We start from the raw sequence: 12,677 nt of genomic DNA, 5'->3' as shown, positions 1-12,677 counted from the left end.
TACTAAAAAGATTCTGTCATGTCGATGGTTTTCCGATTCCGGATGTTGAGCGACGAGAACGACAATTTCGTGCGCGACTACGAAGTGATGTATGATACGACGCTGCTGGATTTTCATCGTTTCATCCTGCAGTCGCTTGAATACGAGGACTGCATGGCCTCGTTCTTTACGGCCGACGAGCGTTGGGAGCGTCAGCGCGAATTCACGTTGATGGATATGGGCGCCGGTTCGGAGGATGCTCCCGAAACGATGGATCGCGTGACACTCGGTCAGTTGATCCACCACCATCGCGACCGTCTGATCTACCTTTTCGACCTGTTCGGCGACCGGGCCTATTACCTGGAGTTGACGGGTGTCTACGAAGCCGATGACGATTCGACCTATCCGCGCGAGATCTTTGCGCTGGCCGAGGCGCCGGATCAGTACGACCCCTCGAAGACCCATGCCGAGGAGGGTTCGGCCTTCGACGAGATCATGGACGAATTCAAGGATTTCGAAGGAGACGACTCCTACGACGATGAGTACTAAACGGTTGCTGGTGATCGTCGGGCCGACGGGCTCGGGCAAGACGGATCTGAGCATCCGTCTGGCGTTGCATTACGGCGCCCCGATTCTCTCGACCGACTCCCGGCAATTCTATCGCGGCATGCCGATCGGTACGGCCCAGCCCGATCCGGAGCAACTGCAAACCGTTGAGCATCATTTCATTGCTTCGCATGATATCACGGAGGAGTTGAGCTGTGGACAATACGCCGAACAGGCCCTTGCGTGCCTCGAACGGCTCTTTGGTGACCACGACTGGGTGGTGGCGGTCGGCGGTTCGGGACTCTACGTGAAGGCGTTGTGCGAAGGGATGGATGACCTGCCGCAGGCGGATCCCGCCCTGCGGGATGAACTGGGGCGACGCCTTGCAACGGAGGGGATTGATGCGTTGGCCGAGGAGCTCCGCCGACTCGACCCGACCTATTACGAGGTGGTCGATCGCAAGAATCCCGCCCGGGTTGTCCGGGCGTTGGAGGTGTGTCTGCAGACCGGCCGCCCCTACTCCGAGCAGCGGACCGGCAGTCGGCAGACGCGCCCCTTCGAGATCATCAAGATCGGGATTGATCTGCCGCGTGAGGAGCTCTATGATCGGATCAACCGGCGAGTTGATCGCATGTTGGCCGACGGCCTGGAGTCCGAGGCGCGGAGGCTCTACCCCTATCGGGCGCTGAATGCCCTGCAGACGGTGGGTTATCGGGAATTTTTTGACTGTTTCGAGGGGCGGACGAGTTACGACGAGGCGGTCGAACTGATCAAGCGCAACTCGCGGCGCTATGCCAAGCGGCAGTTAACCTGGTTTCGGCGCGATCCGGAGATTCGATGGTTTGGCCCGACGGAGGATGCGGCGATGATCGAATATGTAGATGCACGGACACGTTAATACGCGTCCGGATTTGGCGAATCGGGAATCTTTTCGTAATTTTGCCGTCGCCTTTCATAAGAAAAGAGGGCCCGGATGGTGGAATCGGTAGACACGCCGGACTTAAAATCCTGTGGCCAGCAGTGGCCGTGCCGGTTCGACCCCGGCTCCGGGTACTAATAATCCCTGATAATCGGCTGATTATTAGGGATTTTTCTTTTTACCGGGCGTACTAAAAGTGTACTTCCTGACGAAAAGAAGAAGAACGTGTACTTACGTGTTTTCAGCATCCTATATTTATATTTTATTAACGCAGATGCTGCATATTTCTTCCTTTCTCCTGCTTTTGTTTGCTCTGAAAACGGTATCCATCCCTTATCTTTGTAGCCCCAACCGATTTTAATGCACAATGTATATGGAAGATTTCAGAGAAACCAACTTCAAAAAGATACAGCAGTTACTTGATAAATGTGTTGCCCATGAATACGGGATGAGAATCAATGCGCTTGCCTTAAAACGTGAATACTTGACGGAAGCGCAAATGAAAGACTACATCCGGCAAGAAATTTTCAATGTGACCGAGAACCTTGTATTCCTATGCCAAAAGAACCGTGCCTTGCACAATATGCGTTTTGACATACTGATGCCGGACTTCCTTTGGGAAAGCGGTTTCTTCGAGAATCTCTCTCTTGACGAGCGGAAAAAATACATTTCGTTCCAATGCTCTTCTTTTGATATGGACAAATACCTGCAATCTTCCACTTGCTATGATGAGCAACTTCCGTTCTTTTCTTCCATTGTGCGCCTTGTCATGCAGACCCAATATCTGAAATACCTCCAACAACTGGAGGACGCCAGTCCTGTCCCTGTTCCTTTGGATGAGAAATCGGAAGAACAGCTAAAAGAAGAAAAGGCACAGCCCGAGCCGACCAAGATAGTCGGGAAATCCAATCCATTCAAATCAGTCCTTACAACGCAACAAATCAAACTGTTGGTCGAATGTATCAACGAAGCGCACATATTCACCACGACAATCACCCCGAAAATCCTTTCGGAGTTCTTCGCCTGCAAACTGAACGGGGTATTGAAGTCCAACAACAACCGCTTGCTGGCTTATCTGATGATGCAGCTTAGCTGCTACAACTATATCGCTTATGAGTGGCAGTCCGTCATAGCCAACAACAAGCTGATACTTGCCAAGATAAAAGACAAATATCTCACACGCAGCGACTTGTCGAGCGCGACAGACAACGTGAAGTGCATCTACCCGAAAGGATACGAAATCATAGACAAATACATCAAGCAACTGCAAAAAGGTTGAGCATAGTCTGAGCGGTCAAACAAAGCTCAATTAGACTTCATTTCCAAGCCTTTAACTTTGCCCCCGTTAACAAAACGATGCGGCATGTCGGCATAGGTCAAAACAAAAATATTTCACGTGAGTTACCCGTAACTTATGTGTTGATGTTTTGGAGGATGCCGATTTTTGCTCCATCAAAAATAAAACGAGGGTGCGCACCTTCATATTGTTTCACCAAAAAGTTTCAAGCAATATGGAAAAAACTTTGGAAATGCGAGTGGAAAAACTCGAAAGAATGTTGTTCCTAACCAAGAACGTGCTTAGCTTTGATGAAGCGAGCACATTCCTCAACCTGTCCAAAAGTTACCTTTACAAGCTGACTTCGGGCAATCTGATTCCCCATTACAAGCCGCAGGGGAAGATGCTTTATTTTGAGAAGTCCGAACTGGAAGCATGGCTCCGCCAGAATCCGGTGAAGACCAAGATGCAGATAAAGCAGGAAGCGCAGAAGTATATCCTCAACCGTCCCTTAAAGAAGTAAAAGCCTATGGAATGCAAGAAGAACACAGAGGCTAAAAGGGACGCCATCATGAAGAAAGAGGATTTTGCAGCCCTTTGGAAAAGCATCCGGCTGAAAGTGACGGACACTTACGACGTGCCGCCCGAAATCCTTTGGGTAAACGGCTCCACCATCGGGACGCTGGGCAACTTCAGCGCCTCCACAGGCAAGGCGAAAAGCAAGAAGACGTTCAACATCTCCGCCATCGTTGCAGCGGCACTGACCAATGACGAGGTGCTGCACTATTCGGCGTGCCTGCCTCCGGACAAACGGAAAATCCTTTATGTGGACACCGAACAGAGCAGGTACCATTGCCACAAGGTGATGGAACGCATCCTGCGGCTTGCCGGACTGCCGACCGACCAGGACAGGGACGACTTTGTTTTCATCGTGCTCAGGGAACAGACCCCTGACATGCGGAAGCGGATTATCGAGTATATGCTGGGGAACATGCCCGATGTGGGACTGCTCATCATTGACGGAATCCGCGACCTGATGTACGACATCAACAGCCCCGGCGAATCAACCGACCTGATAAACCTGCTCATGCGCTGGTCAAGCGGGTACAACCTGCACATTCATACCGTGCTGCACCTGAACAAGGGGGATGACAATACGAGAGGGCATATCGGCACTGAACTGAACAATAAGGCGGAAACCGTCCTGCAAATCACCAAGAGCACGCAGGACGGGAACATCAGCGAGGTAAAGGCGACGCACATACGCGACCGGGACTTCGAGCCTTTCGCCTTCCGCATCAACGACAGCGCATTGCCCGAAGTCGTGGACGGCTATGTATTCCAGCAGCCCAAGCAGGAAAAAAGTTTTCCGCTTACGGAACTGACCGAACAGCAGCACCGCACGGCGTTGGAAAACGGTTTCGGCAAGCGCACCGTGCAGGGCTATTCCAACGTCATACAGGCGTTGAAGCAGGGCTATGCGAGCATCGGCTACGAGCGTGGGCGCAATGTCCTTGTGGCGCTGAATAAGTTCCTCGTGAACAAGCGCATGATTGTGAAGGAGGGCAAGGGCTACCGTTACAATCCCGATTTTCACTACTAAAAATAGGTTTGGTTTAGTTCGGACATATATATAAGGGGAACAGACTTCCCGTTTCCCGTCACTTCCGGCAATCAAGTCCGTTACAGTACGGGCGTATATATGAAGGTCTAAACCGGACTGATGCACTTCCCAATTATTCATCACCCACTAAAATGACAGCATCATGAACATTGAAGAAGCAAAGAGAATACCCATCGCCGATTACCTGCACAGTCTGGGATATTCACCCGTTAAGCAGCAGGGAACGAATCTATGGTACAAATCGCCACTGAGGGAGGAACACGAAGCGTCCTTCAAGGTGAATACCAATCGCAACCTATGGTATGACTATGGCGCAGGCAAAGGCGGCAACATCATCGCACTGGCACAGGAACTTTACTGTTCCGACCATCTGCCGTACCTCTTAAACCGGATAGCAGAACAGGCACCGCATGTCCGCTCGGTCAGTTTTTCTTTTCGGCAGCAAAGGTCGGCACCGAGTTTCCAACATCTGGAAATCCGTGACCTCACCCATCCGGCATTGCTCTATTACTTGCAGGGACGTGGCATTGACCTCACACTGGCAAAAAGAGAATGCAGGGAACTGCGTTTCACCCATGACGGCAAGCCCTACTTTGCCATCGGTTTCCCGAATGTGGCTGGCGGCTACGAGGTGCGCAACTCCTTTTTCAAAGGCTGCATCGCACCGAAAGACATCACCCATATCCGGCAACAAGGCGAACCGAGGGAGAAATGCCTGGTGTTCGAGGGCTTTATGGACTATCTTTCATTCCTCACGCTAAGGACAAAGAACTGCCCTGCCATGCCCAACCTTGACAGGCAGGATTACGTCATACTCAACTCCACCGCCAATGTACAGAAAGCCATTGACGCATTGGGGCAGTATGAACGCATCCACTGCCTGCTCGACAATGACGGGGCAGGCTTCCGGGCAACGCAAGCCATCACAGCGGAATACTCCTATCGGGTACGGGATTTCTCGCACAATTACCGGGGATATTCCGACCTGAACGATTACCTGTGCTGCAGGAAGCAGGAACAGAAAAACGGACAGAATCCGGTGTTAAGGCAGAAGAAAGGCAGGGGAATCTAACCTTGCGGAGACAGACACCGTGACCAACGGGCAGATGTTTCTTAGGGGAAGCAAGGTTATGTTTCGGTAGACCGAAACCACCTTGCTTTGCCCCCTGCAAAGGAAACCGCTCCCGTCGGTCGCAATTTTCAAGACAACTCCCAAAGACAAAAATGTATGACAGATACAAGAAACAAATCAGGCGGTCGTCCGGCAAAGAACCGGATAGACAAGCAAAGACGGGTGGTCAGCACGAAGCTGACCGAGTTGCAGTATTACGCCATCAGGAAGCGGGCATCAGAAGCCGGGCTGCGTGTCAGCGAGTATGTGCGGCAGGCAGTCGTGTCGGCAGAGATAACGCCCCGGCTGAACAGGCAGGATGCGGATATCCTCCGCAAACTGGCGGGCGAAGCCAACAACATCAACCAGCTGGCGCACCGGGCAAATGCCGGAGGCTTTGCGAAGGTGGCGGTCGAACTGGTGAAGCTCAAGAACAGGATAGTGGAAATCATAAGCCATTTGTCGGATGATTGGAAAAATAAGGAAAGGAAGCGGCTTTAAGGGCTGTGTGGACTACGTGCTGGGCAAGCAGCAGGCAGTCTTGCTCCATGCGGACGGGGTACTGGCGGAAAGCAGGCAGGACATCATCCGCAGCTTCTGCACGCAAGCCTCCATGAATCCCCGTCTGGGCAAACCCGTCGGACATATCGCGCTGAGCTATTCGGTAAACGATGCGCCCAAGCTGACGGACGAGAAAATGATACAGCTTGCGCAAGAGTATATGCGCGAGATGAAAATCACCGGTACGCAGTACATCATCGTGCGCCATCAGGACAGGGAGCACCCCCATGTGCATATCGTGTTCAACCGCATTGACAACGACGGAAAGACGATTTCGGACAGGAACGACCAGTACCGCAACGGACAGGCGTGCAAGAAGCTGAAAGCCAAGCACGGGCTATACTTTGCCAAAGGCAAGGAGCAGGTTAAGCGGCATCGCCTGAAAGAGCCGGACAAGTCGAAATACGAGATTTACACGGCTGTGAGGAATGAAATCGGCAAATCCCGTGACTGGCGGCAGTTGGAAAGGCGGCTGGCAGAAAAGGGCATCGGCATCCGCTTCAAGTATAAAGGGCGTACAGACGAGGTACAAGGCACCTCCTTCACCAAAGGCATCTATACGTTCAAAGGTTCGGAAATAGACCGTAGCTTCAGCTTTTCCAAGCTGGATAAGCATTTCGGGAACGCAGGAATGGATACCGCAGAAAATAGCCGGCAGCAGATAGTTTCCGCACCCATTTTGGAGCATGAGCAGACACCGCAAAGGAACGACAGCCCTTCAATGGGCGGCTTGTTCAGCCTGTTCGACGTTTCGCCGTCTGCTCCATCGGACGAAGAAATCGACTGGAACCTGAGAAAAAAGAAGAAGAAAAAGAAAAGACAACTTAAACTGTAAACGGATATGGAAGAAAATTTGATTTTAGAGGGGCTTCTTTCCATGGTCACGGAACTGAAGGAGAAGCAGGAAGCGCAGGTAACGCCAGCCAGTCGGGAAGAAACGCTCGAAAGGCTGGATGCCATCGAACGGACATTGTCGGAACTGTACGGTAGTCCGGCTGTTCCTAAAAAAGAATTACAGGCAGTCCAAAGCCGACTTGACAGCATAAGGGACGGGATGCAAGGTCAGCAGAAGCACATCGAGGACACCAAGAGAATAGCGTTGGAAACCTACCGTTGCTTCAATGTAATGGTCAAGACCCTGAATGCTTACGGGACGGAGAGAGAGGAAGCCGCTCCTTTACCGTTTTACCGACAGATTTACAACAGGGTCGCTTCGTGGGTACGTCCGAGACTGTTCCTCTTTTCGGCAGGTCTGATTGTCTGCGCCACGTCCCTGTTCCTAAATGTCCGTCTGACTGAACGGATGGGGCAGTTGCAGGACAACGACATGAAATACCGTTATCTGCTGATGCAGGGACAGGCAAACGGAAATACCCTTGAAAGGCTGGAGAACATGTTCAAGTGGCAGCGTGACGAGCGTTTCATCCGCAGCCTGACGGATTCGGTGTTGGACTTTGAGGAACGTTGTCGCAGGCAAGCGGAAGCTTTGGAACGGGCAAGGCTGCTTAATGAGCAAGCTGAACAGCTGAAGAAGGAAGCTGACAAGTTAAGAAAGCCATAAACTATTCCAAATGCTAAAAAACAATTCCGGCAGTAAGAGCTTGAAGTTGTCTGCTTCATCATCTCCTACTGTCGGAATAATTATGGAAGATTATTTTAAGAGCCTGTTTAAATTTTATTCAGCAACATTCTTATCGCCGCAAGTTTCACCATCTCCTCTGCCGAATCGAACGTAAATTCGTAGTTTCGGCAGAGCCTCCTATAATTATCAAACCATGAAAAAGTCCTTTCCACAATCCATCTCTTGCCTATTGGTTTAAAGCCGTTTGACTTGTCTCCGCTTACTATGACTTCAAGCGCATATCCGAAAGCCTTTTTGATTTTAGCAGCCACTTCGCCCCTATATCCGGCATCCGCCAAGATAACTTTGATATTGCAACAAAGCTCCTTCAAACATCTGGCCAACAGGTAAGCGGCCTTTCCATCATGTACGCAAGCTATTGTTACCATGACAGCTATCAGGAAACCGTTCTTATCCACGACGACATGACGCTTAATGCCCTTCACCTTCTTATTGCCGTCAATGCCATTGAGAGAACGGTTGTCACCCCAGCGGACACTTTGACTGTCCATAATACCCACACCCGCTTCGGCTTTTTGACCTTTCTTGACACGGACTTTCTCACGTAAGTTGTTCTGCAACAAGTCAAATTCACCCAGAGAAGACCATTTGCGGTAATAGTAATAAACCAGTTCCCAAGGGGCAAAATGGGAGGGGAGCATACGCCATTGGCAACCCGTTTTCACGAGATAGAAAATGGCATTCCATATCTCACGCAAATCATATTTTCGCTTCCTTTCTTGCAGGTTCAAGATTTTCTTGATAACTTGCCACTGTGTTTCTTCCAAATCCGTCGAATACATAATTATTTCAAGTGTGGTAACTTAAAAATAATCATTTTCGCGGAAAGAAGAAACACTCTTTCAATATCAAACTTTAAAATTTAAACAGGCTCTAAATAGTTCTTGAAGAAAACTTCAATTTTGTTGAAAGGTATGATATCCATCCTGTCGTAGAGGTCAGTGTGGCTGGCTCCGGGTATAATCATCAATTCCTTGTTGTCGCCTTTCATGCGTTTGAAAGCTTCTTGGCTTGCACCTAAAGAATATGCTTTCTCCCCGTGAATAAGCAGCACCGCACTCTTTATCTCATCGGCATACGCCATCAGCGGGAAAGTCAGGAACGGCAGGCTCGTTATTGTCTGCCAGCCTCCATTGGAGTTGAGTGAACGCGGATGGTAACCACGTGAAGTCTTGTAATAGTCACGGTAGTCTTTCATAAATTGCGGGGCATCGTCAGGAAGTTCAGCCGGAACCCCTCCCGCCAGTTCGTGATATCCCTTCTTTACATCTGCCGTACGTTGCTCGTTGAGTTGCCGACGAGCCTCGTAGCGTTCTTCGGAAGTATAGGTATCAAAAGCGCCCATGGTGGACGATACGGTGGCTTTGATACGTGTGTCCATCACGGCTGCGCTGATAGCAAGTCCGCCCCAGCCGCAGATACCGATGATGCCGATGCGGTTTTCGTCCACATCTTCGCGTAACATAAGGTAATCGATAGCCGCACTATAATCTTCCGTATTGATATCGGGCGACGAAACATAGCGCGGTTCGCCTCCGCTCTCCCCGCAATAAGAAGGGTCGAAGGCCATCGTCATGAATCCGCGTTCTGCCATGGTCTGCGCATACAGCCCGGAGCATTGTTCCTTTACCGCTCCATAAGGGCCGCATACCACGATAGCTGCCAGTTTCTCCTTGGCGTTTTGGGGAATGTAAAGGTCAGCGGCAAGCGTGATACCGTAGCGGTTCTCGAAAGTCACTTTACTATGATTCACTTTCTCGCTTTTGGGGAAAGTCTTGTCCCACTCTTGTGTTAATGCTAATGTTTTCATTGTCTTTACTGTTTAATATTCAAACTGTGCCGCGACGAAGCTGGAAGTGTCGAAGTAATCAATTCCTGTCTGGTTGATGTATTCGGCGTGATAGGGATGCTTCATGTAAGCATCGAAATCGGCTTTGGATTGGAAGTCCACCGTCATCACGATTTGGTTCTGCAGACCTACCCATCCGGTACTGAAGCCTACCTCCTGATTGACGATGCCGGGAATGCGGTCTTTCATTGCCTTCATGTCGGCAAGCTCTTTTTGCTTGATTTCATCGGATATGTCTTCCTTGAAGGTCCCGATAAAGATATGTCTAATCATTTTTCTGTCCTCCTGATTGGTATTATTCATGAATCTTATGCGTCCCGATAAATTTGGTCGTTGCCAAGTCCATGTCATCGTAGATGGGGCTTTTGCCCATATCTAAGCCGGCGATGGCTTGCATCTCTTCGCTCGTCAGCGTGAAATCATAGATGGAAAGATTTTCCAGCATCCGTTCCTTGCGCGTTGTCTTCGGAATGACCACCACGTTCCGTTGGTTATGCCAGCGGAGGATGACTTGGCCTACGGTCTTCCCATGTTTCTCCGCAATGGATTTCAGCACAGAATTGTGCCAGATGTCATTTTGCCCCTCGGCAAACGGCGCCCAAGCTTCGTGTTGGATGCCTTCGCATTGCAGGAATTGGTTGGCCTCCTTCTGCTGGAAGAACGGATGGGTTTCCAACTGATTCACGGCAGGCTTCACCTCGTTGTGCAAGAAAAGGTCTTGCAGGCGCTCGTTTGAAAAGCTGGTCACGCCAATGGCACGGATGCGCCCTTCTTTATACAGCTTTTCGCAGGCACGCCAAGCTGCATAATAATTGCCATAGGGTTTGTGCAGGAGGTACAGGTCGAGATAATCCAGTCCGAGCAGCTTCATTGACTTGTCGAAGGCCCGCAAAGCATCTTCGCACTCATAATCTTGCACCCATAACTTCGTCGTTACAAACACTTCTTCCCGTTTCAATCCGCTGTGACGGATGGCGTTGCCCACTTGTTCTTCGTTGAAATAAGATGCCGCCGTGTCAATCAGGCGGTAGCCCGTTTCGAGGGCATCGCTCACCACTCTTTCCGTATCATTTACCGGAATCTGATAGACACCGAAACCTATGGCGGGCATCATCACACCGTTGTTCAATCTCACTTCTTTCATTGCGATTGTTCCTTTAAGAGTTCTTTTTCCAATTCTGTCTAAAATCAGTCTGTTCCGTTTCCACACTTCCGCGGTGTCCATAAATCGTGCAGGCATCAAGCGCGCTTTCCAAGGCAGCGAATTCTTCGTCGGTCAACTCTACATCTGTGGCACCTAAGTTTTCGAGAATGCGCTCCTGATTCTTCGAGCCGGGGATGGGAACCACGTTGGGATATTTGTGGAGCATCCATGCCAGCGATATCTGGGCATGGGTAGCATGCTTCTTCTCGGCATATTCAGTCACGATGTCCAGGATGGGTTGATTGGCAATGATGTTCTCCCGCTTCAGTTGCGGCACGAACTTACGAACATCGTCCACCGCCTCAAATTGTGTGTCGGCATTGATTTTGCCGGAAAGGAAACCACTGGCTATCGGTGAGAATGCCACTACGCCAATGTTGTGTTGCTGGCAGTAGGGGAAAATCTCTTTCTCGCAATCGCGCTCCAGCATGGAATAGAGGCTTTGTACGGCAGCCACGGGTGTAATGGCATGCGCCTTTGCCAAGGTGTCGGCATCTACCTGCGACAAGCCCCAAGCCCGGATGATACCTTTCTTGATAAACAGTCCCATGACTTTCGCTATCTCCTCGAACGACACTTGTTCGTTGATGCGGTGCAGGTAATAAAGGTCGATGTAGTCCGTGTTCAGATTCTTCATCGATTTCTCCAAATGGCGACAGATGGCATCATACATGCTTGTGCCGTTCGCCAATTCTTCGGGGTGCAGATGGAACTTTGTGGCCAGTACGATGTCCTTGCGGAAATCTGCCACAGCCTTGCCCACCAATTGTTCGTTGTGGCCGGGATAGTAGAGCACATCACCGTAAACCTCCGCCGTGTCGAAGAAGGTGCATCCGGCTTCGTATGCCTTATGTATCGCTTCGATGCTGTAAGATTCTTCGGGAATCTTGCCATAACCGTGAGAGAAACCCATGCAACCCGTTCCTATTTCGGAAACTTCCAAGTTGCCAATCATTCTTTTCTTCATTGTGCAGTCTGTTATTTATTACATTGCAAAGTTACAACCTGCATAGGGAAAGTCCGATGCAAAAAACGGGGAGATGCATTCACTTTTCGTGGTATTTTCTTATATTTGCAAAATCAATTATCCTAATAAAAGCGTATGGATACTGCTGGATGGAACAAGTTGTTTTTCATGGATTCAGTGGCTGATTATGATGCCATGAGGAATACAGACCATGTCGTGCATATCTTATGCATCAAAGGAAGTGTGAGTTTTTATTTCCAGCATGTACATTACAATATCGCTCCCGGAGACTATGTTATCCTGACCAATGTGGCATTGGCTTCCGGTTTTTCAGCATCGGATGATTACCGGGCTATCGCCATGGCATTGTCCGAATCGTTTGTTACCTCCATGACGATACGGAGCAATTACGGCATCATCGGTCATTTTGCCTTGATGCAGAATCCGGTGATGAAGTTATCCGATAGTGATTTTAAGAAATGCCTTGCCGACATGGAGCGGCTTAAGGAACGCGTATGCGATACCTCCCATCTGTTTTACGAAGAAATGATAGGGCACTTGCTCACTGCTCATATCCTTGACTTGTATGACATCCATGCGCGTAGTCATGCTTGGCAGCAAGTTTCGGAACATACCGCCCGCCTCCTGTGGCAGTTTGTAGAGTTGCTTTACCAAGAAGAATATGTCCGCCACAGAGATGTCCCCTATTATGCGTCACGACTTTGCGTCACACCCCATTACCTTTCCGAACTGTGTAAGAAAGTGAGCGGGAAACCTGTCACGTATTGGATAGACCGCTTCACGCTCCATAAGATAACAAGGTTGCTGTGCCAAAAGGAGTTGACGCTTAGTGAAATTTCTGAACAGATGAACTTCTCTTCGGTTTCTTATTTCAGCCGTTATGTAAAAAAGCAGATAGGCGTTTGGCCTACGGAATACAGAAATAGCTTGTAAACGTACTTAGTCCATGACGTGGCTGTATGCTTAATAGAACAGTTT

General features: G+C 49.8%; 15 protein-coding genes and 1 tRNA gene. 11 read left to right on the top strand and 5 right to left on the bottom strand.

The features are described from left to right. Positions 1-18: 18 nt before the first annotated feature. From B5G09_RS02545 to B5G09_RS02500, 10 genes are all read left to right on the top strand, one after another. Complete coding sequence (locus tag B5G09_RS02545; RefSeq protein ID WP_087311802.1) at positions 19-528, top strand: hypothetical protein; 510 nt, start codon at positions 19-21, stop codon at positions 526-528. Further along, on the top strand, positions 518-1,423 hold the full coding sequence (gene miaA, locus B5G09_RS02540) for a tRNA (adenosine(37)-N6)-dimethylallyltransferase MiaA (RefSeq protein WP_087403924.1): 906 nt from the start codon (positions 518-520) through the stop codon (positions 1,421-1,423). The genes B5G09_RS02545 and miaA overlap by 11 nt, the downstream gene beginning before the upstream one ends. Positions 1,424-1,492: 69 nt before the next feature. Continuing rightward, a tRNA-Leu gene (locus B5G09_RS02535) sits at positions 1,493-1,578 on the top strand. Positions 1,579-1,817: 239 nt separating this feature from the next. Then, the gene (locus tag B5G09_RS02530; protein WP_087404076.1) at positions 1,818-2,723 is read left to right on the top strand and encodes a hypothetical protein; all 906 of its coding nucleotides are present in this window, start codon (positions 1,818-1,820) and stop codon (positions 2,721-2,723) included. Positions 2,724-2,955: 232 nt separating this feature from the next. Further along, complete coding sequence (locus B5G09_RS02525) at positions 2,956-3,243, top strand: helix-turn-helix domain-containing protein (RefSeq protein WP_087403923.1); 288 nt, start codon at positions 2,956-2,958, stop codon at positions 3,241-3,243. 6 nt (positions 3,244-3,249) lie between these two features. Next, entirely contained in the window at positions 3,250-4,323 is a 1,074-nt protein-coding gene (locus B5G09_RS02520; RefSeq protein ID WP_087403922.1) for an AAA family ATPase, read from the top strand. A 163-nt stretch (positions 4,324-4,486) separates the two neighbouring features. Then, positions 4,487-5,416 carry a toprim domain-containing protein gene (locus B5G09_RS02515; RefSeq protein WP_087403921.1) on the top strand — a complete coding sequence of 310 codons (930 nt, stop codon included), beginning with the start codon at positions 4,487-4,489 and terminating at the stop codon, positions 5,414-5,416. A gap of 156 nt (positions 5,417-5,572) precedes the next feature. Continuing rightward, positions 5,573-5,956 (top strand): MobC family plasmid mobilization relaxosome protein, encoded by a 384-nt coding sequence (locus B5G09_RS02510; RefSeq protein WP_087403920.1) that lies wholly within the window; start codon positions 5,573-5,575, stop codon positions 5,954-5,956. Then, on the top strand, positions 5,922-6,851 hold the full coding sequence (locus tag B5G09_RS02505) for a relaxase/mobilization nuclease domain-containing protein (RefSeq protein WP_087403919.1): 930 nt from the start codon (positions 5,922-5,924) through the stop codon (positions 6,849-6,851). Before B5G09_RS02510 ends, B5G09_RS02505 begins: the two co-directional genes overlap by 35 nt. Before the next feature lie 6 nt (positions 6,852-6,857). Beyond that, complete coding sequence (locus B5G09_RS02500) at positions 6,858-7,577, top strand: hypothetical protein (RefSeq protein ID WP_087403918.1); 720 nt, start codon at positions 6,858-6,860, stop codon at positions 7,575-7,577. Positions 7,578-7,684: 107 nt separating this feature from the next. Here B5G09_RS02500 and B5G09_RS02495 read toward each other — a convergent pair whose 3' ends face one another. The 5 genes from B5G09_RS02495 to B5G09_RS02475 all read right to left on the bottom strand — a co-directional run bounded on the left by B5G09_RS02495 (position 7,685) and on the right by B5G09_RS02475 (position 11,678). Beyond that, complete coding sequence (locus B5G09_RS02495; protein ID WP_087403917.1) at positions 7,685-8,440, bottom strand: IS5 family transposase; 756 nt, start codon at positions 8,438-8,440, stop codon at positions 7,685-7,687. Between the two features lie 80 nt (positions 8,441-8,520). Next, positions 8,521-9,468: an alpha/beta hydrolase gene (locus B5G09_RS02490; RefSeq protein ID WP_087403916.1), complete on the bottom strand. Its 948-nt coding sequence runs from the start codon at positions 9,466-9,468 to the stop codon at positions 8,521-8,523. Positions 9,469-9,480: 12 nt separating this feature from the next. Continuing rightward, a complete protein-coding gene (locus B5G09_RS02485) occupies positions 9,481-9,810 on the bottom strand; it encodes a Dabb family protein (protein WP_162608231.1) in 330 nt (109 codons plus the stop codon). Continuing rightward, positions 9,803-10,651: an aldo/keto reductase gene (locus B5G09_RS02480; protein WP_087403914.1), complete on the bottom strand. Its 849-nt coding sequence runs from the start codon at positions 10,649-10,651 to the stop codon at positions 9,803-9,805. Before B5G09_RS02480 ends, B5G09_RS02485 begins: the two co-directional genes overlap by 8 nt. 13 nt (positions 10,652-10,664) lie before the next feature. Next, positions 10,665-11,678, bottom strand: a complete 1,014-nt coding sequence (locus tag B5G09_RS02475) for an aldo/keto reductase (protein ID WP_087403913.1) — start codon at positions 11,676-11,678, stop codon at positions 10,665-10,667. 135 nt (positions 11,679-11,813) lie between these two features. Here B5G09_RS02475 and B5G09_RS02470 point away from each other — a divergent pair, with 135 nt between their 5' ends. Further along, on the top strand, positions 11,814-12,632 hold the full coding sequence (locus B5G09_RS02470) for a helix-turn-helix domain-containing protein (RefSeq protein WP_087403912.1): 819 nt from the start codon (positions 11,814-11,816) through the stop codon (positions 12,630-12,632). Positions 12,633-12,677 lie beyond the last annotated feature (45 nt).

It is taken from the genome of Alistipes sp. An54, assembly GCF_002159375.1.
Lineage (GTDB): Bacteria > Bacteroidota > Bacteroidia > Bacteroidales > Rikenellaceae > Alistipes > Alistipes megaguti.
The sequence above is the reverse complement of the archived record's forward strand: the minus strand, read 5'-3'. Positions and strand labels throughout refer to the sequence as shown.